This is a genomic window from Streptomyces sp. GESEQ-4 (genome assembly GCF_017948455.1).
Taxonomy (GTDB): Bacteria; Actinomycetota; Actinomycetes; order Streptomycetales; family Streptomycetaceae; genus Streptomyces.
The window spans coordinates 268,396-289,456 of sequence record NZ_JAFFSU010000001.1 but is presented as its reverse complement, the minus strand read 5'-3'; the positions used below and the strand labels follow the sequence as shown (position 1 = coordinate 289,456).

19 protein-coding genes and 1 pseudogene are annotated in these 21,061 nt (G+C 70.9%); 7 read left to right on the top strand and 13 right to left on the bottom strand.

The annotated features are described in order from the left end of the window. Positions 1 to 63: 63 nt before the first annotated feature. Positions 64 to 1,887 carry a LuxR family transcriptional regulator gene (locus KCH48_RS01300; RefSeq protein WP_210569510.1) on the bottom strand — a complete coding sequence of 608 codons (1,824 nt, stop codon included), beginning with the start codon at positions 1,885 to 1,887 and terminating at the stop codon, positions 64 to 66. A gap of 95 nt (positions 1,888 to 1,982) precedes the next feature. Here KCH48_RS01300 and KCH48_RS01295 point away from each other — a divergent pair, with 95 nt between their 5' ends. After that, entirely contained in the window at positions 1,983 to 3,068 is a 1,086-nt protein-coding gene (locus KCH48_RS01295; protein ID WP_210569508.1) for a M12 family metallopeptidase, read from the top strand. Between the two features lie 134 nt (positions 3,069 to 3,202). Beyond that, complete coding sequence (locus KCH48_RS01290; RefSeq protein WP_246884674.1) at positions 3,203 to 3,586, top strand: hypothetical protein; 384 nt, start codon at positions 3,203 to 3,205, stop codon at positions 3,584 to 3,586. Between the two features lie 144 nt (positions 3,587 to 3,730). Here KCH48_RS01290 and KCH48_RS01285 read toward each other — a convergent pair whose 3' ends face one another. Together KCH48_RS01285 and KCH48_RS01280 are read right to left on the bottom strand one after the other, a co-directional pair. After that, the gene (locus KCH48_RS01285; protein WP_210569506.1) at positions 3,731 to 4,093 is read right to left on the bottom strand and encodes a DoxX family protein; all 363 of its coding nucleotides are present in this window, start codon (positions 4,091 to 4,093) and stop codon (positions 3,731 to 3,733) included. Positions 4,094 to 4,106: 13 nt separating this feature from the next. Then, positions 4,107 to 4,601 carry a cupin domain-containing protein gene (locus KCH48_RS01280; RefSeq protein ID WP_210569503.1) on the bottom strand — a complete coding sequence of 165 codons (495 nt, stop codon included), beginning with the start codon at positions 4,599 to 4,601 and terminating at the stop codon, positions 4,107 to 4,109. An 81-nt stretch (positions 4,602 to 4,682) separates the two neighbouring features. On the opposite strand from KCH48_RS01280, the gene KCH48_RS01275 reads away from it, so the two are divergent. Then, entirely contained in the window at positions 4,683 to 5,534 is an 852-nt protein-coding gene (locus KCH48_RS01275; protein WP_307840769.1) for a LysR substrate-binding domain-containing protein, read from the top strand. An 87-nt stretch (positions 5,535 to 5,621) separates the two neighbouring features. Here KCH48_RS01275 and KCH48_RS01270 read toward each other — a convergent pair whose 3' ends face one another. Continuing rightward, positions 5,622 to 6,341 carry an ABC transporter ATP-binding protein gene (locus KCH48_RS01270; RefSeq protein ID WP_210569501.1) on the bottom strand — a complete coding sequence of 240 codons (720 nt, stop codon included), beginning with the start codon at positions 6,339 to 6,341 and terminating at the stop codon, positions 5,622 to 5,624. Further along, positions 6,341 to 7,579, bottom strand: coding sequence for an ABC transporter substrate-binding protein (locus tag KCH48_RS01265; RefSeq protein WP_210569499.1), 1,239 nt, complete (start codon positions 7,577 to 7,579; stop codon positions 6,341 to 6,343). Before KCH48_RS01265 ends, KCH48_RS01270 begins: the two co-directional genes overlap by 1 nt. Positions 7,580 to 7,772: 193 nt before the next feature. Between KCH48_RS01265 and KCH48_RS01260 the strand changes: the two genes are divergently transcribed. Then, entirely contained in the window at positions 7,773 to 10,457 is a 2,685-nt protein-coding gene (locus tag KCH48_RS01260) for a branched-chain amino acid ABC transporter permease/ATP-binding protein (protein WP_210569490.1), read from the top strand. Between the two features lie 42 nt (positions 10,458 to 10,499). Here KCH48_RS01260 and KCH48_RS01255 read toward each other — a convergent pair whose 3' ends face one another. After that, positions 10,500 to 10,838, bottom strand: coding sequence for a helix-turn-helix domain-containing protein (locus KCH48_RS01255; protein WP_210569488.1), 339 nt, complete (start codon positions 10,836 to 10,838; stop codon positions 10,500 to 10,502). A 96-nt stretch (positions 10,839 to 10,934) separates the two neighbouring features. Between KCH48_RS01255 and KCH48_RS01250 the strand changes: the two are divergent. Continuing rightward, positions 10,935 to 11,815 (top strand): annotated as a pseudogene (locus KCH48_RS01250) (NAD(P)-dependent oxidoreductase). Between the two features lies 1 nt (position 11,816). On the opposite strand, the gene KCH48_RS01245 reads toward KCH48_RS01250, so the two are convergent. From KCH48_RS01245 to fabG, 5 genes are read right to left on the bottom strand one after another with little or no spacing between them, the layout of a single operon-like run. Beyond that, positions 11,817 to 12,614 (bottom strand): SDR family NAD(P)-dependent oxidoreductase, encoded by a 798-nt coding sequence (locus tag KCH48_RS01245; RefSeq protein ID WP_210569480.1) that lies wholly within the window; start codon positions 12,612 to 12,614, stop codon positions 11,817 to 11,819. A 15-nt stretch (positions 12,615 to 12,629) separates the two neighbouring features. After that, complete coding sequence (locus KCH48_RS01240) at positions 12,630 to 13,838, bottom strand: acetyl-CoA acetyltransferase (protein ID WP_210569478.1); 1,209 nt, start codon at positions 13,836 to 13,838, stop codon at positions 12,630 to 12,632. 26 nt (positions 13,839 to 13,864) lie between these two features. Next, positions 13,865 to 15,289: an OB-fold domain-containing protein gene (locus tag KCH48_RS01235; protein WP_210569476.1), complete on the bottom strand. Its 1,425-nt coding sequence runs from the start codon at positions 15,287 to 15,289 to the stop codon at positions 13,865 to 13,867. Beyond that, positions 15,289 to 16,524: an acetyl-CoA C-acetyltransferase gene (locus KCH48_RS01230; RefSeq protein WP_210569474.1), complete on the bottom strand. Its 1,236-nt coding sequence runs from the start codon at positions 16,522 to 16,524 to the stop codon at positions 15,289 to 15,291. The genes KCH48_RS01235 and KCH48_RS01230 overlap by 1 nt, the downstream gene beginning before the upstream one ends. Before the next feature lie 30 nt (positions 16,525 to 16,554). Beyond that, positions 16,555 to 17,301: a 3-oxoacyl-ACP reductase FabG gene (fabG, locus tag KCH48_RS01225; protein ID WP_210569472.1), complete on the bottom strand. Its 747-nt coding sequence runs from the start codon at positions 17,299 to 17,301 to the stop codon at positions 16,555 to 16,557. A gap of 104 nt (positions 17,302 to 17,405) precedes the next feature. Here fabG and KCH48_RS43095 point away from each other — a divergent pair, with 104 nt between their 5' ends. Continuing rightward, on the top strand, positions 17,406 to 18,620 hold the full coding sequence (locus KCH48_RS43095; protein ID WP_210569470.1) for an acyl-CoA dehydrogenase family protein: 1,215 nt from the start codon (positions 17,406 to 17,408) through the stop codon (positions 18,618 to 18,620). 91 nt (positions 18,621 to 18,711) lie between these two features. Here KCH48_RS43095 and KCH48_RS01215 read toward each other — a convergent pair whose 3' ends face one another. Together KCH48_RS01215 and KCH48_RS01210 are read right to left on the bottom strand one after the other, a co-directional pair. Further along, positions 18,712 to 19,284 carry a DUF2889 domain-containing protein gene (locus KCH48_RS01215; protein ID WP_210569468.1) on the bottom strand — a complete coding sequence of 191 codons (573 nt, stop codon included), beginning with the start codon at positions 19,282 to 19,284 and terminating at the stop codon, positions 18,712 to 18,714. Continuing rightward, positions 19,281 to 20,069, bottom strand: coding sequence for an enoyl-CoA hydratase-related protein (locus KCH48_RS01210; protein WP_210569465.1), 789 nt, complete (start codon positions 20,067 to 20,069; stop codon positions 19,281 to 19,283). The genes KCH48_RS01215 and KCH48_RS01210 overlap by 4 nt, the downstream gene beginning before the upstream one ends. A 214-nt stretch (positions 20,070 to 20,283) precedes the next feature. Here KCH48_RS01210 and KCH48_RS01205 point away from each other — a divergent pair, with 214 nt between their 5' ends. Beyond that, the gene (locus tag KCH48_RS01205) at positions 20,284 to 21,051 is read left to right on the top strand and encodes a FadR/GntR family transcriptional regulator (RefSeq protein WP_246884673.1); all 768 of its coding nucleotides are present in this window, start codon (positions 20,284 to 20,286) and stop codon (positions 21,049 to 21,051) included. Positions 21,052 to 21,061: the final 10 nt, after the last annotated feature.

The window sequence follows — 21,061 nt, the reverse complement described above, 5'->3', positions numbered from 1 at the left end:
TCGGGTGCGGGTCCGGTGGGGGCTTGTCGCGCAGTTCCCCGCGCCCCTCACGGGGCGCTTCACTTACGCCGGTTGAGCGTCCAGCAGGCATGGCAACGTCGTTCTGTCGCTTGCGCCCAGTCTCGTGTAGGCGCTGTAGAGGTGGTTGCCGACTGTGCGGACGGACAGGGTGAGGTGGTCGGCGATCTGGCGGTTGGTGAGGCCTGCGGCCGCGAGGGTGACGATCTGGCGTTGGCGGGCGGTGAGTTCGCCGAGGACGAGGCCGGACAGGGCCGGGGTGCGGGCGCCCTGGCAGCGGCGGGTCAGGGCGACGGCTCGGGTGCGGGAGGTTCGGGCGGCGCGTGGGTCGCGGTGGGAGCGTGCGGCCTGGGCGTGTGCCTCGGCCGCGAAGAGCAGGAGGCCGCGCTCCTGGAGGAGTTCGGCAGCGCGGTCCAGGGCTGGTCCGTCGCCGCGGGTGAGGGCGTCCGCGTGGGCGGCGAATGGGCTGTCCGCGGGCAGCCGGGCGGCGGTCTGTCCGGGAGCGCCTAGGCGTACGGCGTCGTAGTGGGCCAGCGCATCGTCACCGGTGATCGACCGGACCGCGGTGTCGATGTCGCCGCGTGCCGCCGCCAGCCAGGTTGCCGCCTCGCCCGATGCCGGAGGTGTGGTGAGTGCCTTGTGTGCCGGCGTGCGCTCGCCCGACTGGGCGGCGGCGAGGGTGAGTTCGAGGAGGCAGGAGGGGTCGTCGGGGGATTCCCGCAGGCCCTCGCGTGCCCAGGCCGCGGCCTCGCGCAGTTCGCCGCGCAGCCGCACGGCACGCGCGCGTACGGCCGCGTATTCGGCGGGGACCGGCTCGCCCTCCTCGATGAGCCACTCCCCCACGGGTGTCCGCAGCGTCCGTACGTCGGCCTCGTCGATCTGCCGTGCCAGCTCGACCGCCTCGTCCTTGAGGGCCGGGCCGCACTGGTCCGGGGTGCGGGCCAGCCGCCGGGCCCGCAGCCGGCCGGCCGTGGCCCGCAGGACCGGGCCGTGCAGGGGGTGGGCGAGTCGTACGGCGCCGTGGTCGTCGATGTCGATCAGGCCGTCGGTCTCCAGGCATTCGAGGACGCGCAGGTCGAAGTCGTCGGCGGTCGGCGGCAGGGGGTCGGCGAAGGCGAGGAGTTTGAGGGTCTCGCGCTCGTCGGGGTCGACGCGGTGGATGACGTGAGCGGTGCGTTCGCGCACGGTCGCGGTCAGGGGCAGCGGGCCGCGCCAGGCCTGTTCGTCCGAGCCCGGGGTCCTGGTGAGCAAGCCCTGTTCGCGCAGCGCGCCGGACAGGTCGCGCAGCAGCCGGAGGTCGCCGCCGCACAGTCGGTGCAGCCGGTTCACGGTGAGCGGCTCCAGTCGCCCGCCGGCGCCCGCGGCGGCCAGCCGGTCCGTCTCCTCGCGCGGCAGCGGCTCCAGGGTGAGGCGGGGCAGCAGCTCACCGGTCCACAGCCGGGACACCGCGCCGGGCACCGGTACGTCGTCCGTGGCCACGACCAGCAGCCGGGTGCGGCCCTGCAGCGCCAGCTGGTGGACCAGGGCGGCCGAGGCGTCGTCGAGGAGGTGCGCGTCGTCGACCAGCAAGGTCCGTACGGCGGAGAGCAGTTGGACCGCCTTGTGCAGGGTGACCGTCTCGGGCAGCAGGTGCGCGAACGCGGCGAAGGGGATGTGCCGGGCCTCGGGCGTGCCGGCCGCCTTGGCGCAGTCGGTGCCGCGGACCGCCTCCGTGACGAGCCGGGTCTTGCCACAGCCCGCGGGTCCCGTCACCACGATGCCGTGCCGGCTCGCGCCCAAGGACCGGCGGATCAGTTCCAGTTCGTTCTCCCGGCCGGTGAACGGCCAGGGCAGCTCAAGGGCCTTCGTGTCCCGTTCGTAAGTCGTCACGTGAACAAGAGCACGGTTACTCACACCTGATACAGGGCGACTTGAGTAGCCCTCGACTCAGGCGCCCCGGGGGCGGTCGACGGCACCCTGATCGCATGACCGCACGCTACTGCTCCCTCGCGCAGCAGTCGGCTCCCGTCTTCGCACCGGGGCTGACCGCCGAGCGGCTCAGTGCGCTCATCAGCGGTCGACAGATGTGGGTCAACGGCACGGTGCTGCACTACTACTTCTTCGCCGGAGACGATGACGGATCCGTCATCGCCGTACCGGGGACCGGGGAGAGCCGCCGGGTGTCGTGGGTCGGCCCCAAGGAGCAGCAGGACGTCGTGCGGGAGTGCTTCCAGGAGTGGCGGGACCTGGGCATCGGTCTGCACTTCGTGGAGGTCGGGGACCGCTCGGAGGCCGAGCTGCGGATCGGGTTCCAGCTCGGTGACGGCTCCTGGTCGACCGTCGGCAAGGACGCGCTGCGGGTCGGGCGTGGTGAGCGGACCATGAACTTCGGCTGGGACCTGACCGCGCCCGGGGAGCGCGGGACGGCCCTGCACGAGATCGGGCACGCGCTCGGCATGCTGCACGAGCACCAGAACCCGTTCGCCGGCATCCACTGGGACGACGAGGCCGTGTACGCCGATCTGGCGGGCCCGCCGAACTTCTGGAGCCGCGACAGGACCCACTTCAACATCCTGCGCAAGCTCGACCCGGACGAGGTCAACGGCTCCGTCTGGGACCCGCAGTCGATCATGGAGTACCCCTTCTCGGACGGGCTGATCCTGGAGCCGGAGCAGTACCGCGCGGGCCTGAACCCGCCCGGCACGCTCTCCCCCGCCGACAAGGAGTTCGTCCTGCGCTGGTACCCGCCGGCGGACGTCCTCCAGTCACCCGAGCTGCAGCCCTTCCGCTCGGCGCCGCTCCGCCTCGCCCCGGGCGAGCAGGCCGACTTCACCATCGAGCCGCCGGAGACCCGCGAGTACAGCGTGGGCACCTTCGGCGACAGCGACACCGTCGTCGTGGTCTTCGAGGAGCGGGACGGCGAACCCCGCTACCTCGCCGGCCAGGACGACGGCGGCACACCGCACAACGCAGCCATCAAGGTCCGGCTCGTCAAGGGCCGCCGCTACTTCGTCCGTGTGCGCCTCCACTCGACGTGGGGATCGGGGGATACGGCGGTCATGTGCTGGTGACGGCACATGACCGCCCCTCACGGACGGTCGGACCACTGTCCGGCACCGGGGGAGCGGTGGCGGGACGCCACCTTCGGGGGAGGGTGACGTCCCGCCACCACGCCACTGTCAGTGGCAACGGTTAGCTTCGGTGCATGAGTTCACACGTGATCACCGGATACGTCATCGGCGAAAGCCTCCGTTCTGACGCGGTGTTCCAGCCGCGAGGTCTGCGCCTGCGCGGGATCCGCCGGATGGATGTCTCGGCGAGTGCGACCGACAGACAGCCGAGCCTGTGGACGTTCGTCGAATGGGAGGCGGACGCCGACGACATGGCGGACGTCGCCGACGCCCTCGCTGCCACGCTCGAGCCGTCGAACGGCTGGTACGCGGACTTCACCGCGGGTGACGAGCGCGTCGTCGTCTTCGCGGGCAAGGTCTTCCGGTACCGACGCGGTGACGAGGCGAGCCGTGCCGAAGTGATCGCGTACGGACGGTCGGTGGGGACTCCGGAGCATCAGCTCGACTGGGCGGAGTGAGCCGGGAGGGCACTGCCTTACCACCCCTTGGGGCCGGCATCCCTCACCCGCTACCTTGCGGCTGGTGTCTGGGCTGGACTTCGAGGCCATGGCCGTGGGGCGGTCGGCCCGCGGGCGCGTCCACCGGTCGAGGACTGTGCTCGGTCACAGCCAGGTGGTGGCCAGCCAGGCAGTCACGGCCGCGGTGGCGGTGAGTCCGACGTTGAGTGTGATCCGGCGGTCTTCGCCGGTCAGGTGGACGGCGATCGCACCGGTCTGCAGGAGTACGAAGCCGATGGCCGCGGCCAGTGCCAGCGAGGGAGCGATGCCGGTCAGCGGCGGCAGGATCAGGCCGGTCGCGCCGAGTATTTCGATCGTCCCCAGCGCCCTGAGGACGGGCAAGGGCACGCGGTCGACCCAGGCCATCATCGGTCGGAGTTGATCGCGGCTGCGGCTCACCTTCAGCGTGCCGGCGTAGACGTAGAAGAGGGCGAGCAGTCCCGCAACGATCCAATAGGCGATGTTCATAATCCCGTCGGCTTCAGGCGAGGTCGGTGGCGGGCTCGGTCGCGTAGCGGCTCATCGCGTCGGTATGAGCCTGTGGCGTCAGCGGCCGGCCGTCGGCGAGAACCTGCTGGAGGTCTCGGAAGTACTGCACGTACAGGTCGGGGGTGAAGGTGCTGAGCATGACGGCGGGTTGGTCGGACAGGTTGGCGAACGTGTGCGGGGCACCGGGCGGAACCATCACGAGCGTGCCCGTAGTGGCGTCGTAATCCTCGTCCCCGACGGTGAACCGCACCGTGCCGGAGAGGATGTAGAACCCCTCGTCGTGTCGGCCGTGGCGGTGCTGCGGCGGTCCCTGGGTGTGCGGAGCGAGGACGGACTCGGCGATCGCGAGGCGGTGCCCGGTGTGGCCGCCGTCCTCCAGAACGCGCATGCGCGTGGTGCCCAGAACGATCGTCTCGCCGTCGCCGGGACCCACCACCGATACGGCGGGGTCGGCCTGCGGCTCGCTGGTCCTTGCTTCTTCGGTCATGCTCACGAGTGCACCGCCGACACCCTGCCGGTGTCCAAAACCCATTCCACAGCGCCGATACCTCGTCGGTATCGTTGCAGCGTGGAGCTACGGACCTTGCGCTACTTCGTGGCCGTCGCCGAGGAACTCCACTTCGGCCGGGCCGCCACCCGACTGCACATGAGCCAGCCGCCGCTGAGCCGGGCGATCAAGCAGTTGGAGGCCGATGTCGGGGCCCTGCTGTTCGCCCGCTCGCCCACCGGCGTCACGCTCACCCCGGTGGGCACCGTGCTGCTCGACCAGGCGCGGGCCCTGCTCGACCATGCCGACCAGGTCCGGGTACGCGTGAGCGCGGCGGCCGGCGTCGCCACCCTCACCGTGGGCATCCTGGGCGACGGCACCGACCCGGGAATGTCCCGGCTGGCCGCCGCCTACCGCCGCAGCCACCCCGGCATCGACATCCGCATCCGCGACACCGATCTGACCGACCCGACGTGCGGACTGCGCGCCGGACTGGTCGACGTCGCCCTGACCCGGGCGCCGTTCGACGAGACTGCCCTGAGGGTGCGTGCGCTGCGGACCGATCCGGTGGGTGTGGTCCTGCGCGCCGACGATCCGCTGGCCCGCCGCGACCGGCTGCGGCTGGCCGAGCTGAGCGGGCGCCGCTGGTTCCAGTTCCCGCAGGGCACCGACCCCATCTGGCAGTCGTACTGGAACGCCGGCACGCCGCGCGAGGGCCCGGTGGTGCGCGCCGTCCAGGAATGCCTGCAGGCCGTGCTGTGGAACGGCACGGTCGGCCTGGCCCCGCTCGGACACGACCTGCCCGCGGAGCTGGCCGTGGTCCCGCTGACCGACATGGCGCCGAGCCGCGTGGTGGCCGTGTGGAACGAAGGTGACACCAACCCGTTGATCCGTTCCTTCATCAAGATCGCGACAGCCGCGTACCACCACTGAGCACCGGCAACCGGCGCTGCGTCACTGCGCTGTCGTCGCCGACTCAGGCGGCGCCTCTGCTTGTTGATCATCGTCAGGTGGTGAGGTTCAGAGATCCGTCCTCTGCGGGGAACGCTCCTCGGCCAGATACGACGACTCGATCGCGTTCAGGTTCTCGCGCAGTTCCTGCGGGGTGCCGGTCATGACGATCCGGCCGCGGCGCAGGACGTACACGCGGTCGGCGATGTCCAGCACCTTGCGTACGTGCTGTTCGACGAGGAGGGCGCCGAGGCCCTGGTCGGCCGCCTCGCGCACGGCGCGCAGCAGGCGGTCGACCACGAGGGGGGCCAGGCCCAGGGAGAGTTCGTCGGCGAGCAGCAGCCGGGGCGAGCGGCACAGCGCCCGCGCCAGGGACAGCATCTGCTGCTCGCCGCCGGAGAGCATGCCCGCTCCGGTGGTCAGGCGGGTGCCGAGCTCGGGGAAGAGCGCGATCGCCCGGTCGGTGGTGACCCGGCCGACGCGCAGGTTCTCGGCCGTGTCGAGGCCGGTGAAGACCGCCCGCTCCCCCACGTACGCCAGGCCCTCGCGGGCCCGGCGGTGCAGCGGCGCCCGGCGTGCGTCGCCCAGCCACCGCACCTCGCCGCTCATCACGGCGAGGTCGCCCGCCAGCGCCCGGAGAGTCGTTGACTTGCCCGCGCCGTTGGGCCCGAGCAGGGCGACGACCTCTCCGGGGCGGACCTCCAGGTCGAGGTCGCGTACGACGGGCCGCGTGCCGTATCCGGCACAGACGGCACGGGCCTCGATCAGTGGTGCCTTCGGTGGGTGCATCACCCCGACGCCTTCGCGGTCAGGAGCTTGCGGACGTCGACGAACGTGGAGCCGGACTCGGCCCACTCGATCTTGCCCTCGCGGATGGTCAGTTCGGTGGCGGTGGTGTTGTGGATCCGCCCCATGCCTTCCATGGGGAGAGCCGTCGACTCCTGCCAGGTCAGCTTCGGGGTGAGGCCGCCGGTGTCGATGCCGTCGGTCGTGTTCAGCTCGTCGACCAGGGCCTTGGACGTGATGCTGGGGAGCGTCTTCGCGGCCTCGGTGAAGACCTTGAACGCCACCCAGGCGGTTTCGTTGGCGCCGTTGGTGGTGTCGATGTCCTTGTTGCCGCCGGCCGCCTCGACGAAGTCCTTCCAGGAGGCGTCCGAGACGGGCGGGTAGTAGCCGGTGATGGCGGAGCCCTCCAGCGGGCTGCTCGCGCCGCCGGTGCTCTCGGCCAGCTCCGGGGTGAGGTTGCCGACGACGCTGCCCAGCTGGGTGTCGGCGCCGGACTGCACGTACGACGTCACGAACAGGTCCGAGTGGGTGCCGAGGATGACGCTGACACAGTCCGCGCCCTTGGTCGCGGCGGCGACCTGCGGAGCGAGGTCGGTCGCGGTGACCGGCACCTTCAGGTCCTTGGGCGCCGCGCCGCCGGCCGCGGTCACACCCAGCGTGAGGAACTTCGAGACGATCGCGGCGGCGGCCACGTCGTACCGTACGCCGGAGATCTTCTTGCAGCCCTCGTCCACCAACTGCTTGCCGTGCGCGGCGAACACCACCGGTGTACCGCCGTTGACCGGGAAGGACATCGGGCTGGAGAACTCCGCGGCCGAGACGCCGGTGCCGCCGATGTACGGGATGCCGGCCTTCTCCAGGATCGGCATGTAGCGGTCGCCGGCCAGGCTGTACGAGCCGACGACCGCGACCACCTTCTCGGCGACGGCCTGCTGGGCGCACTTCTCGGCCTCGTCGGGCTCGTTCTTCTCGTTGCAGGTGAGCACCTTCAGCGGGCCGCCCTTGATCCCGCCGTTGTCGTTGATCCACTTCTCGTAGGCCTGGGCCGTGAGCCGGACCCCGGGCTGGGCGCTGCCCTGGGTGTCCTCCGGGGCCCAGACCATCACCTTGACCGGGGTGCCCTTGAGCTCGGAGGTGGTCGAGGTGCCCGAGGCCTCTCCCCCGCAACCGGCGGCCAGGAGCACTCCGGTCACCGCGAGACAGCTCGCTGCGGCAGTTCTGCGTCGGCGTGAGTCGTTCATGATCCCTCCGAGGGAGTCGGCCCGGATGGGCGACGTCGAGATGCCGACAGCATGAAGCGAGATGTCTCGTTAGAGAAGTACTCTCGTAGCAATTATTTAAATGAATGTGCGTTATAGCCTTGCCGGGCCCCCTGACGTTCGCTACTCATGGAGCCCTGAGAGGTAGGCCCTGGGGCCCTGGGAGGTAACTGTCGTGGACGACATCCTGCGTTTCGCGCTGCTCGGTCTGGGGCTCGGTGCGCTGTACGCGCTCACGGCCCAGGGCATCGTGCTGATCTACCGGGGCTCCGGTGTCCTGAACTTCGCGCACGGCGCGATCGGGATGGCCGGGGCCTATGTGCAGTGGGAGCTGGCCGTGCAACAGGGCATGCCCTACTGGCCGGCCGTGGCGTGCGGGGTGGCCGCGTCCGCGCTGCTGGGACTGCTCACGCACCTGCTGGTCATCCGCCCGCTGCGCCGGGCGTCGTCGCTGGCTCGGCTGGTCGGCACGCTCGCGGTGTTCATCGTGCTCACCGCCGTCGCCGTCAAGCGCTACGGCGACAGCGTGCAGTTGGTGCCGGGCAAGCTGCCGAACCAGCTGCTGGAGATCGCCGGTGCGAAGGTGTCCGAGGACCGCGTGTGGCTGCTCGGGATCGCCATCGCGGTCACCGTGGTCCTCCATGTCCTGTACCGGCGCACCCTGTTCGGCCTGGGCACCACGGCGGTCGCGGAGAACCAGAGCGCCGCGGCGTCGCTGGGCTGGTCCGCGGATCTGATCGCCGCCGCCAACTGGGGGCTGGGCTCGGCGCTCGCGGGTCTGACGGGCATCCTGATCGTGCCGGTGATCGGCCTGTCGGTGACCGGTCTGACGACGCTGCTGCTGAGCGCGCTGGCCGCCGCCCTGGTCGGCCGCTTCTCCTCGTTCCCCGTCACGCTGGCGGGCGGTCTGCTGATCGGCGTCGTGCAGTCCGAGCTGACCCGCTTCGGCTCCGACGTCACCGGGCTCCCCGCCTCGGTGCCGTTCCTCTTCATCGCCCTGGTGCTGGTGGCGCGGGGCAAGGCACTGCCGCTGCGCGGCACGTTCCTGGACCGGATGCCGACCCTGGGCACGGGACGGGTACGGCCCGTGCCGCTCGCCGTCGCCGTGGCCGTCGGGCTGCTGCTCGTGAGCGTGTCGTCGCCGCTGTGGGCGGACGCGATCACCACCACCCTGGTTCTCTCCCTGATCATCCTGTCGATCATCGTGGTCACCGGGTACGCGGGACAGGTGTCCCTTGCGGCGTACGCCCTCGCCGGGACCGGCGCGTTCATCGCCGGGCATGTGGCGGCCGACTGGGGCTGGCCCTTCGAACTCGCGCTGCTCGCGGGCGTGTTGGGCACCGTCCCGATCGGCCTGCTGTTCGCGCTCCCGGCGGTCCGGACCCGCGGGGTCAACCTCGCGATCATCACCCTCGGGCTCGGCACCACGCTGGAGACGATGGTGTTCCAGAACACCGACCTCGCCACGACCCCGGGCAGCGACGGGATCGCGGTGGGCAAGCAGACGCTCTTCGGCATCAGCATCTCCGGGGTCGACCATCCACAGCGGTACGCCACCGTCGTGCTGGTCATGTTCGTCGCGGCCACGCTCGTCGTCGCCAACGTCCGGCGCAGCCGCAGCGGGCGCCGGCTGGTCGCGGTCCGGGCGAACGAGCGGGCCGCGGCGGCCCTCGGCATCGACGTCCGCGCGGCCAAGCTGTACGCCTTCGGGCTGTCCTCGGCCATCGCCGCACTCGCCGGAGTGCTGACCGGCTTCCGCTCGACGTCCGTGGTGCTGAGCGACTTCGCGAGCTTCGACTCCATCACCGTGCTCGGGCTCGCGGTGATCGGCGGCGTCGGCTTCCTCGTCGGCCCGCTGTTCGGCGCCACGTTCGCGGCGGGCACGGTCGGGGCTCGCTTCGGGGACCTGGTCCTGCCGGGGCTCAGTGAGTGGATGCCGCTGATCGGCGGGATCATCCTGGTGCTGACGCTGGTGGGCAACCAGGACGGCATCGGGCGTGAACTGGCCAAGCAAGCGGCACGAGTTGACCGCCGTACGAAACCTCTTGAAGTCGACGCCCTCACCGAGCAGACCGTGGACCGGGCGGCACCTCTGCCCCTCCACGTGGAGGGCCTGACCGTCCGATACGGCGGTGTCGTCGCCGTCGACGGGCTGTCCTTCGGCATCGAGCCGGGCCAGGTCGTCGGGCTCATCGGACCCAACGGTGCGGGCAAGACGTCCGCCATCGACGCCGTCACCGGCTTCACCCGGGCCGCGTCCGGACAAGTGCGGCTCGGTGAGCGGGACATCACCCGCGCACCGGTGCACCGGCGTGCCGCTGCCGGGCTGAGCCGGTCCTTCCAGTCACTGGAGCTGTTCGAGGACATGACCGTCCTGGACAACCTCTATGCCGCGTGCGATCGGCCCGGTCCGTGGACGTACCTCACGGACCTGATCCGGCCCGGCAGCCGGCCGCTGCCCGCGCATGTGCTGGTCGCCGTGCGGGAGTTCGGGCTCCAGGACAGTCTGAACCGGCCGGTCGGCGACCTGTCCTACGGTGAGCGGCGGCTGCTCGCCATCGCCCGCGCGGTGGCCGCGTCGCCGTCTGTGCTGCTTCTCGACGAACCGGCCGCGGGGCTGTCGGAGGACGAGACGCGGGAACTGGCCCATCTGGTGCGGAGGCTCGCGGAGGAGTGGGGGATGGGGATTCTGCTGGTCGAGCACGACGTCGACATGGTGATGAGCGTGTGTGATCAGGTGGTTGTTCTCGACTTCGGGCGGCGGATCTGTGTGGGGACGCCGGAGGAGGTGCGGGGGGATGCGGGGGTGCGTGCCGCTTATCTGGGGGACCTGTCCCCAGAGGATCCGGTGGAAGTGTGAGCTGCGGGCCGGTGGGGGCTTGTCGCGCAGTTCCCCGCGCCCCTAGGGACGCTGCCGGTCCCGGCCCCAATCAGCTAGCGGCTCCAGCGCCTCGTTCAGCCGCGTGCCGTCCTCCGTCAGTGAGTACTCGACTCGGGGCGGCACCTCGTCGTAGGACACTCGGTGTACTACCCCGTCCGCTTCCATCTCTCGCAGGTGAGAGGCGAGGACCTTCTCGGTGATCCCCGGGAGCAGGCGGCGTAGTTCGCCGAAGCGGCTGTGGGGGTGTTCGTGGAGGGCCCAGAGGATCAGGACCTTCCACTTGCCGCCGATGACCTCCATCGCGGTGTCGATGCCGCAGACGTGTCCGTCTGGTGTAACCGGCCGGTTCAGCGTCGTCATGCCCCACCCCTCTGACGTGCTCGCTCACCCCAGAGTAACCACCCACTCCGAAGTACGTACTTGATCACCTTCGGGGCTGCGGCCAGCCTGATCGGCATGACACAGAACACTGTTGAGAAGACCCCCGTCACGCTGCTGGGCCTCGGTGCGATGGGCACCGCACTGGCCCGGGCCTGGATGGCCGCCGGGCACCCGATCACCGTCTGGAACCGCACCCCGGCCCGCACGGCGGCGCTCGGCGCCGAGGGTGCGCGGGTCGCGGACAGCGCCGCTGCGGCGGTCGCGGCGAACACGCTGGTCGTCGTCTGCCTGTTGGATGACGCGTCGGTCGAGGAGGTGCTGGGCGGCACCGATCTGGCCGGCCGGGACCTGGTCAACCTGACCACCGGAACTCCGGCCGAGGCCCGCGCCCGCGCCGAGTGGGCCCGCGAGCGCGGTCCCGCTACCTGGACGGCGGGATCATGGCTGTGCCGCCGATGGTCGGCGTCCCGGAAGCGGGCGGCTACGTCTTCTACAGCGGCTCGCGGGAGCTGTTCGAGCGGCATCAGGAAGCTCTGGGCGTCCCGGTCGGCACCCACTACGTGGGCGAGGACGCGGGCTTCGCGGCCCTGCACGACGTGGCCCTGCTGAGCGCCATGTACGGGATGTTCGCCGGGGCCGCTCATGCCTTCGCGCTGATCCGCAAGGAGGACATCGACCCCACGTCGCTCGCCCCGCTGCTCGCGGACTGGCTCGTCGCGATGGCGCCGGCCGTGCACACGACCGCCGATCAGCTGACGAGCGGCGACTACACCAAGGGGGTCCTGTCCAATATCGCCATGCAGGTGGCCGGCACGCCGACGTTTCTGAGCACGGCCGAGCAGCAGGGCGTCAGTCCTGAACTGCTCAGCCCCTTCTTCGAGTTGATGCGCCGACGCCTCGCCGAAGGCAGCGGTGAGGAGGATCTGACGGGCGTGATCGACCTGCTGCTGCGGTGACTCACATGCTGTCGCGCAGATCCGCCACATACGGCTGATGGGCCAGCAGCCCGCCGTCCACGCGCAGGGTGTGCCCGGTGATGAACACGGACTCGTCGGAGGCTAGGAAGACGACCGCCGAGGCGACGTCCTCCGGCAGCCCCAGCCGTGGGGTGAGGTGATGGCGCAGCATCGCTTCCCGGATGGCTCCGTGCGCCGAGTCGTCGCTCGCCGGCGTGACGATGAATCCGGGTGCGATGGCGTTGCAGCGGACGCCCTGCTTGCCGTGCTGCGTGGCGACGTACTTCGTGAGGTTGATGAGCGCGGCCTTCGAGGCGCCGTACGCGGGGTTGCGCAGATCCCCCGCGATGCCGGAACAGGACGAGGTGTTGATGATGGACCCGCCGCCCCGCGCGATCATGTGCGGGACGGCGGCCTGGATCGCGACCATGGTGCCGCGCAGGTTGATCCGCATGGTGTCGTCCCAGACGGCCGGGTCGGCCTCCGCGACCGCCAGGTCCTGATGGGCCGCCAGGTGGGTGGCGGCGGCGTTGTTGTCCAGGACGTCGAGGCCGCCGTACGTCTGGACGGTCGCCTCCACCATGGCCCGTACGCTCTCGATGTCCCCGAGGTCGACCTGGACCGCGAGCGCGGATCCGCCGGCGGCCCGGATCTCCTCCGTGACGGCCTTGGCGCCGTCGAGGTTCAGATCGGCGACCACCGTGTGCGCGCCCTCGGCCGCCACGCGGCGGGCGGTGGCGGCGCCGATCCCGGAGGTGGCGCCGGTCACGACGGTGATCTTCTCGTCGAGTCGTCCCATGGCGAACTCCCTTTCTCAGTCTGTGAGTTCGCTGCCGACCAATGACACGAATGATACGCATTCGCCGGGTCCGCCGCCCAGGTTGTGCGTGAGTGCGAGGGAACGGCCCTCGGCGAGCGTGCGCACGGTGCGCTCCGGTGGTGCCTCGCCGCGCAACTGCAGCCACGCCTCGAACATCATGCGCAGGCCCGAGGCGCCGATGGGGTGGCCGAACGCCTTCAGTCCGCCGTCCGGATTGACCGGCAGCGAGCCGTCCAGGTCGAACACGCCGCTGGTGACGTCCTTCCAGGCCTGCCCGCGCCCGGAGAAGCCCAGGTCCTCCATCAGCACCAGTTCGGTGGGCGTGAAGCAGTCGTGGACCTCGGCGAGTGCGATCTCGGCGCGCGGGTCGGTGACACCGGCCTGGCGGTAGGCCTCCTGGGCGGAGGCGACGACCTCGGGAAAGGTGGTGAAGTCGTACTCCGGGTCCTGGAGTCCGTCCGCCGGTCCCGCCACGAGCGACAGCGCCTTCACGAAGATCGGCTTGTCCGTGTACCGGTAGGCGTCCTCGGCGCGTACGACGATCGCGGCGGCCGAGCCGTCGGAGACGCCGGAGCAGTCGAAGACGCCGAGCATGCCCGCGACGATGGGCGCGGACTTGATGCGCTCCAGGGGGACTTCCTTGCGGAACTGGGCGCGCGGGTTGCGCGCGCCGTTGGCGTGGTTCTTCCAGGCGATACGGGTGATGACGTCCTTCAACTCGGCTTCGTCCAGGCCGTACTTGGCGGCGTAGGCGGGGGCGAGGAGGGAGAAGTTGGCCGGTGCGGTGATCTCGCCGCGGCTGTCGTCACCGGCGCCCGGCATCGTCGTACCCGAAAGCCCGCTCATCCCGGAGTCCTTGAGTTTCTCGACGCCGACCGCCATGGCCACGTCGTAGGCGCCCGAGGCGACCGCGTAACAGGCGTTCCGCAGGGCCTCGGAGCCGGTCGCGCACATGTTCTCCAGGCGGGTGACCGGCTTGCAGGGCAGATGGAGCGGGCGGCTGAGGGTGAGGCCGGAGACGCCGGAGGCCTGTGTGCCGAGCCAGAAGGCGTCGATGTCGTCGACGGTGATGCCGGCCGAGGTGACCGCCTCGCCGACCGCGTCGACCAGCAGGTCGTCGGCCGAGCGGTTCCAGTGTTCGCCGAAGGGCGTGCAGCCCATGCCGACGATGGCGACGCGGTCCCGAATTCCGTGCGAGCCCATGATGTCGTTCCCCTCGTCAGTCCTCGTCAGTCCTCGTCCGTACGGACCGGACGGGCCTTCCAGAAGTAGTTGTGGACGCCGGCCGCGGTGACGGTGCGCCGGAAGGTCATCTCCACTCGGGCGCCGATGACGGCGTCGGCCTCGGTGGCGTCGGTGAGCTGGCAGCGGAACCGGCCGCCGCCGTCGTAGTCGACGACCACGACGAGCATCGGCGGGCTCGGCGTGTGCGCGAGCCGGTCGACCGTGAAGGTCGCGACCGTGCCGCGTACGTCGGCCATGGGTTCCTCAGTCATCGCGTCGACGCTGCGGCAGGACGTGCAGACGCGGTCCGGCGGAAGGTGGCGGGTGCCGCACTTCTCGCAACGGGCCGCCACGAAGCCGTACTTCCACCTGTTGCGGCGGTGCGCGGGCGGGGCGTACGGCGGTTCGGGGTCGGGGCGGCGGGGCGGTTCCCGGTCGAGCAGGCCGCGCCAGGAGAGATAGGTGGCGTACGGCATCGGCGCGCTGCCCGCCGCGATCTGCCCGGCGACCGGGCGGGCGCCGCGGTGGGTCGGCAGGGCGTCCGTCGTGCGCAGGAGGATGACTCCGGCGCCGTCGCCGAGCACGACCAGCGCGATGGTCTCGCCGGGGCGGGCGCGGTCGAGGACGTCGGCGAGGAGCAGGCCGGGCTGGGCCGTGCCGGCGTTGCCGATCGCCGCGGTGAGGTCGGCGGTGACGGCCTCGGGGCGGGCGCCGGTCCTGCGTCGTACCGAGGCGCACGCGCGCGCGTGCAGGCCGGAGACGATGAGGTGGTCGACGGCGTCGATGTCGAGTCCCGCCCGGTCGAGCGCGGCGGTGAGAGCTTTGCCCGCGAGGTCTACGTAGATCTCCTCGGCGAACCGCTCCTCCCACACCCGGGAGGTGGGCGAGCCGGGCAGCCGCCAGCGGTCCAGGATCTCGTCGCTCACCGTGTCGTGCGCGAGGAGTTCCGCGATGACGGGGGTGCTGTCGCGGTGGCCGCCGAACACGAACGCCGCCGCGCCGTCGCCGCCCGCGGACTCGTCGCTGCCGCCGGGCAGGCCGGTGCGCAGGTCGGACAGGACCGTGAGGGTCGGGACGGTGGAGCGGGCGGCCGTGACGAGGGCGCCGAGGCCGGAGCGTACGGAGCCCGCCATGTCGGCGGCGAGGACGTGCTCGTCGAGGCCGAGGGCGGCGTGGACGGCGGTGGCGTTCGTCTTGTCGAGGTAGGCGGGGGCCGCGGTGGCGAGGAAGAGCTGGCCGATGCGGGGGCGCAGCCCGTCAGGAGCGAGGGCGCCGCGGGCCGCCTCGACGGCCATCGAGGTGGTGTCCTCGTCGTAGCCCGCGACCGCGCGTGTGCCCTTGCCGGGCGGTGTGCCGAGCACGGCGGCGAGATCGGCGCGGGCGAGGCGGTGGTACGGCACATAGGCGCCGTATGCGATCAGTCCGGCCATCAGCGTCCTCCCTGGGCAGTGATGTCGTTGGGCCGCTCGAAGACCGCGGCCAGGCCCTGTCCGCCGCCGAGGCACATGGTCTCCAGGCCGTAGCGGGCGTCGCGGCGGTCGAGTTCGCGCAGCAGGGTGGCGAGGATGCGGCCGCCGGTGGCGCCGACGGGGTGACCGAGCGAGATACCGGAGCCGTTGACGTTGAACCGCTCGAAGTCGGCCTCGGTCAGGGCCCATTCGCGGGTGCAGGCGAGGACCTGGGCGGCGAAGGCCTCGTTGAGTTCGATGAGGTCGATGTCGGCGAGCTTGAGTCCCGCTCGTTCGAGGGCCTTGGCTGTGGCGGGTACCGGGCCGATGCCCATCGTCTCCGGCGGTACGCCCGCGACGGCCCAGGAGACGAGGCGGCCCAGCGGGCGCAGGCCGAGTTCGGCGGCGCGTTCGGGGTGGGTGACGATGCAGAGCGAGGCGCCGTCGTTCTGGCCGCTGGCGTTTCCGGCGGTGACGGTCGCGTCGGGGTCTGTGCGGCCGAGGACGGGGCGCAGTGTTGCGAGCTTCTCCAACGTCGAGTCGGGGCGCGGGTGTTCGTCGGTATCTACGACCGTCTCGCCCTTGCGGGTGCGTACGGTGACCGGCACGATCTCGTCCGTGAACCGGCCTTCCCGCTGGGCGGCGACGGCCTTCTCGTGGGAGCGCAGGGCCAGTCGGTCCTGTTCCTCGCGCGGGATGCCGTACTCGCGCCGCAGGTTCTCGGCCGTCTCCAACATGCCGCCGGGGACAGGGTGGTTGACGCCCCCGGAGGTCACCCGGCCACGGGCCAGCCGGTCGTGCAGAGTGGTGCCCGCGCCGCGTACGCCCCACCGTACGTCGGTGGTGTAGAACTCGGCCTGGCTCATCGACTCCACTCCCCCGGCCAGGACGAGGTCGCTCGCGCCGGTCTGCACCTGCATGGCCGCGATGATCACGGCCTGGAGCCCGGAGCCGCACCGGCGGTCGATCTGGAGGCCCGGCACCTCGACGGGCAGGCCCGCGTCCAGGGCGGCGACCCGGCCGATCGCGGGTGCCTCGCCGTTGGGGTAGCACTGGCCGAGGAGTACGTCGTCCACGGCGCCGGGCGGTATGCCGGTCCGTTCCAGCACCGCCCGCACGACCGTGGCCGCGAGTTCGGCCGCGGTGACGTCCTTCAGGACACCTCCGTAACCGCCGACGGGGGTGCGCACGGGTTCGCAGATCACCGCGTCACGCATCGGTCATGCCTTTCGTCAGGGGAACGGGCGTCACATGTATCGGCCACCGGTCACCTCGAGAACCGCTCCGGTGACGTAGCTCGCCATGTCGGAGGCGAGGAAGAGGACCGCCTGGGCGACCTCGGCGGGTTCGCCCGCGCGGTTCATCGGGATCTCGGCCAGCTTGGCGTCCCAGGCGGCCTGCGGCATGGCCTCGGTCATGGCCGTACGGATCAGCCCGGGCTGGACGGCGTTGACGCGGATGCCGGCGCGGGCCAGTTCCTTGGCGGAGGCCTTGGTGAGGCCGACGAGGCCTGCCTTGGCGGCGCTGTAGTTGGTCTGGCCGAAGTTGCCGACCTTGCCGGCGATCGAGGAGATGTTGACGATGCTGCCGCCCACGCCGTGCGCGCGCATCGACTCGGCCGCGAACCGGGTGCCGTTCCAGGCGCCCGTGAGGTGGACGTCGACGACGGCGCGGAAGTCGGCGATCCGCATCTTGCGCAGGGTCGCGTCCCGGGTGATGCCGGCGTTGTTGATCATCACGCCGACGGGCCCGAAGGTGTCGGCGCAGTGCGCGACGAGGGCGGCGACCTCGCCCTCGTCCGTGACATCGCAGCGCAGGGAGGTGGCGGCGACACCGTTCTTGGTGAGCCGCTCGGCGGCCTCGGCCGCCGCGTCCTCGTCGATGTCGCCGAGGACCACCGACGCACCCGCGCTGCCGAGCACACCGGCGATCTCGAAGCCGATGCCCTGTGCGCCACCGGTGATCACCGCGCTACGGCCGTCCAGCAGTCCCATGCCCGCCCGTCCCCTGGCTCGACGCTATTCCACTTAAATAGATAACCTATTACGCTGAAAGTATCAATAAGGCGAGCCCCCGTCCGCGAGAGGAGACAGCGCAGGTGGACATCACTTATCCCCCTCAGACCCAGGCGTTCCGGAGCGAGGTCAAGGCGTTCCTCGCGGACGCCCTTCCGGCCGACTGGCACGGCATCGGCGCCCTCGACGAGGAGGCCGCGTGGGCCTTCGCCCGCGACTGGCGGGGGCGGCTCGCGGAGCGCGGCTACCTCTCGCTCACCTGGCCCGAGGAGTACGGCGGCCTCGGCCTCTCCAAGCTCCACCAGGTCGTCCTGATGGAGGAACTGGCGCTGGCGGGCGTGCCGTTCGGGCTGCCACAGGACACGTTCGGCGTGAAGATGCTGGCGAACACCCTGTTGCGCTGGGGGACGGAGGAGCAGAAGAGCCACTTCCTGCCGCGCATCCTCAGCGGCGAGGACACCTGGTGCCAGGGCTACTCCGAGCCGGACGCGGGCTCCGACCTCGCCTCGCTCACCACCAGGGCCGTACGCGACGGCGACGACTGGGTGATCGACGGCCAGAAGGTGTGGACCTCGGGCGCCCACCACTGCGACTGGATCTTCGTCCTGGCCCGCACGGACCGCGACGCCCCCAAGCACCGCGGCATCTCCTTCCTCCTCGTCCCCCTCGGCCAACCCGGCGTCGAGGTCCGCCCGTTCCGCATGATGAGCGGCCAGCTCCACTTCAACGAGGTCTTCTTCACCGGCGCCCGCACCCGGGCCGACCTCGTTGTGGGCGGCGTCGACAACGGCTGGACGGTCGCCCAGAGCCTGCTCGGCGTGGAGCGCGGGGAGGAGGCCGCGACCAACCCGATCCTGTTCAAGGCCGAGGTAGAGCGTCTCGTCGAACTCGCCCGCCAGTACGGCAAGGACCAGGATCCCGTCGTACGGCAGCGCATCGCCTGGTGCTGGTCCAAGGTCGAGATCATGCGCTTCCTCGGCTACCGCATCCTCACCGGCTGGCTCAAGGGCGCCGAGCCCGGCCCGGAGACGTCGATCGCCAAGCTGTACTGGAGCGAGTACCACACCGAGGTCACCGACCTGGCGATGGACATCATGGGCCTCCACGCCCAGGTCCCACAGGGCCGCCCACCCCTACGCACCTACCGCACCGACGACCCCGGCGCCGCGAACTCCTCGGCATCCTGGTCAACGACCTACCTCATCGCCCGCTCCGGCACGATCTACGCCGGCACGTCCCAGGTACAGCGGAACATCCTCGCGGAGCGGGTATTGGGGCTGCCGAGAGAGCCCCGTTAGGGGCGCGGGGCTGTGTTAATTTGCGGCTCCGCCGCGTGGGCGCGACCAGCCCCCACCGCCCCGCAGCCAGCGAACAACCCTACCGGCGCAGCTAACGCCCCTCGAACGCTTCAACCTCCGGCACCGGCACCGGCCCCTCCCCCGGCCGCCACCCCGCATCCAACTTCCGCAACCCCACACCGTCCGGCGCCCAGATATGGCAGCTGTTGAGGACGCCGGCGGTGGAGCGCGGACCATGAGACGGCCGCCCCGAATCCCGCCGCCGCGCATTCGCCGAGATCGCGGCCTGCACGACGGCGGGCCCCAGCGCACGGGCAAGCTCGTACAGATGAGTGCAGCCCGAGGTCCCCCGAAACCGCCCCTGGATCGCCCGATTGAACCCCGCGGCCACACTCAACCCGACCAGACCCTCGAACGCCGGGACGATCAACGGGCATTCGGCATGCGGAAACGTCCGCATGTCCGCGTCGGCGTCCACGATGACCATGTCCGCGAGCCGAACCCTCACGGCCAGCACCATCCGGTGGACCGTCGCGGCCGACGCGTCCTCCCGCGGCCGTACGTCGGCCAGTTCCGCCTCGACGGACAGCTCGCCGCCGCCGTCCTCCTCGTAGGCGCTGATGGTGATCGTGCGACGGTGCAGAGGCAGCTCCGCGCGGGTCACGACGCCGCCTCACCCAGCGCGGCGAACTCCGGCTGCCGTCGCTCGATGAAGCTGCGCACGCCCTCCCGGTAGTCGGGGGCGCGTTTCGCCGTGGCCAGCAGGGCGGCCGCACTGTCCCGGCTCGCCACGAAGCCGCGCGCCTGGTCGTCAGCGAGCTGCCGCTTGATCAGGGACATCGCGTACGGGCTGGCGGAGCGGGCGAGTTCGGTGGCGTACGCGAGTGCCGCAGGCAAGAGCTCCTCCGGCTCGACGAGACGGTTGACCAGCCCCATCGCCAGCGCCTCCGGCCCCTCGATCCGGCGCGAGGACAGCAGCAGATCGCTGGCGTTCCCATAGCCGACCAGCCGGGGCAGAATCCAGGACACCCCGTCCTCCGCGACCAGCCCGCGCGCACTGAACGCGGCGGCGAACCGGGCGCCCGGCACGGCGAACCGCACATCGCACATCAGCGCCTGGTTGAAGCCGATACCGGCGCAGGCACCGTTGATCGCGGCCACGACGGGCTTCGGGAAGGTCATCGGCCGGGTGCGCGGCGGCAGCTGATCGGTCGGCCACGGCTTGGCCCCGGAGGACGCCCCGTCGAGCACGCTCATGTCCATCCCGGGGCAGAAGCTGCGCCCGGCGCCGGTGAGTACCACGGCCCGTACGTCGGGATCGGACTCGGCGCGGTCGAACAGCTCGTTGTAGAGCAGCTCCATCTCCAGGGTCCAGGCGTTGTGCCGCTCGGGCCGGTTGAGGGTCAGCAGCATGACCCCGTCGTCGGTGAGGTCGGAGAGGATCACCATCGCGTCTCCAAAATAGACACAAAATAGATAGATGAATCATCTATATACCCAAGGGGTGGACGGACGCCAGATCCGGGGCCGCCCGACCGCGATCACCGACCCCTTGACCTGGTACCCTCGATACATTAAGCAGATTCATTTTGCTATATACGGCACACATCGTCAGCGAGGAGACTCCGCCGTGGCCGAGGCAGCCCGCGCAGAAGCGCCCCCCATGCCCGCCCCCTCCCGCGCCCGCGTCGGACGCCAGGTGCGCGTACCGAAGACGGCCGAGCTGGTCGCCGCGCATCTGCGCCGCCAGATCGTGCGGGGCGAGCTGAAGCCCGACGACGCTCTGCCGCCGGAGTCGGGGCTGATGGAGCAGTTCGGCATCTCCCGGCCGACCCTGCGTGAGGCCTTCCGTGTCCTGGAGTCGGAGTCGCTGATCACGGTGCGCCGCGGCGCCCACGGCGGCGCCCGGGTGAGCGCGCCGGACGCCGATGTCGCGGCCCGCTTCGCCGGTCTGATCCTCGAGTACCGCGGCGCCACCCTCGGCGACGTCTACCGCGCCGCCGCGCTCATCGAGCCGCCGTGCGCCCGCCAGCTCGCCGTCAAGCACACGGCGGACGACATCAAGCGGCTGCGTGACGCGGTGGCCGCCGAGAAGTCCGTGCTGGACGACCCGCTCGCGCTCGTGGACGCTCAAGACGCCTTCCACGCCCTGCTGGTCGAGCTCACCGGCAACCAGACCCTGATCCTGCTGTGCGGCATGCTGCGCACCATCGTCGACCGGGCGAACGCCTCGTACACCGCGGCCGCCACGGACACCGAGACCCAGAAGGCCCAGGCGCTCAAGGGTCATCGCGCGCATGTCCGGCTGGTCGGGCTGATCGAGTCCGGCAAGGCCGACGAGGCCGAGAAGCTGTGGCAGCGGCACATCTCCAGCGCCGACGACGTGGTGAACTCGGCCGGCCCGAAGACCGTCCTCGAACTGATCGACTGACACCGCTCAG

Bases quoted from the DNA above. Each gene is read 5' to 3' on its own strand.
- KCH48_RS01285 (WP_210569506.1), bottom strand. From the start codon at position 4,093: ATGAACATCGCCTATTGGATCGTTGCGGGACTGCTCGCCCTCTTCTAC.
- KCH48_RS01240 (WP_210569478.1), bottom strand. From the start codon at position 13,838: ATGGGCTCGCACGGAATTCGGGACCGCGTCGCCATCGTCGGCATGGGC.
- KCH48_RS01290 (WP_246884674.1), top strand. From the start codon at position 3,203: ATGAGTTCACACGTGATCACCGGATACGTCATCGGCGAAAGCCTCCGT.
- KCH48_RS01205 (WP_246884673.1), top strand. From the start codon at position 20,284: ATGCCCGCCCCCTCCCGCGCCCGCGTCGGACGCCAGGTGCGCGTACCG.
- KCH48_RS01235 (WP_210569476.1), bottom strand. From the start codon at position 15,289: ATGGCCGGACTGATCGCATACGGCGCCTATGTGCCGTACCACCGCCTC.
- KCH48_RS01255 (WP_210569488.1), bottom strand. From the start codon at position 10,838: ATGACGACGCTGAACCGGCCGGTTACACCAGACGGACACGTCTGCGGC.
- KCH48_RS01270 (WP_210569501.1), bottom strand. From the start codon at position 6,341: ATGCACCCACCGAAGGCACCACTGATCGAGGCCCGTGCCGTCTGTGCC.
- KCH48_RS01230 (WP_210569474.1), bottom strand. From the start codon at position 16,524: ATGCGTGACGCGGTGATCTGCGAACCCGTGCGCACCCCCGTCGGCGGT.
- KCH48_RS01265 (WP_210569499.1), bottom strand. From the start codon at position 7,579: ATGAACGACTCACGCCGACGCAGAACTGCCGCAGCGAGCTGTCTCGCG.
- KCH48_RS01210 (WP_210569465.1), bottom strand. From the start codon at position 20,069: ATGGTGATCCTCTCCGACCTCACCGACGACGGGGTCATGCTGCTGACC.
- fabG (WP_210569472.1), bottom strand. From the start codon at position 17,301: ATGGGACTGCTGGACGGCCGTAGCGCGGTGATCACCGGTGGCGCACAG.
- KCH48_RS01295 (WP_210569508.1), top strand. From the start codon at position 1,983: ATGACCGCACGCTACTGCTCCCTCGCGCAGCAGTCGGCTCCCGTCTTC.
- KCH48_RS01280 (WP_210569503.1), bottom strand. From the start codon at position 4,601: ATGACCGAAGAAGCAAGGACCAGCGAGCCGCAGGCCGACCCCGCCGTA.
- KCH48_RS01245 (WP_210569480.1), bottom strand. From the start codon at position 12,614: ATGGGACGACTCGACGAGAAGATCACCGTCGTGACCGGCGCCACCTCC.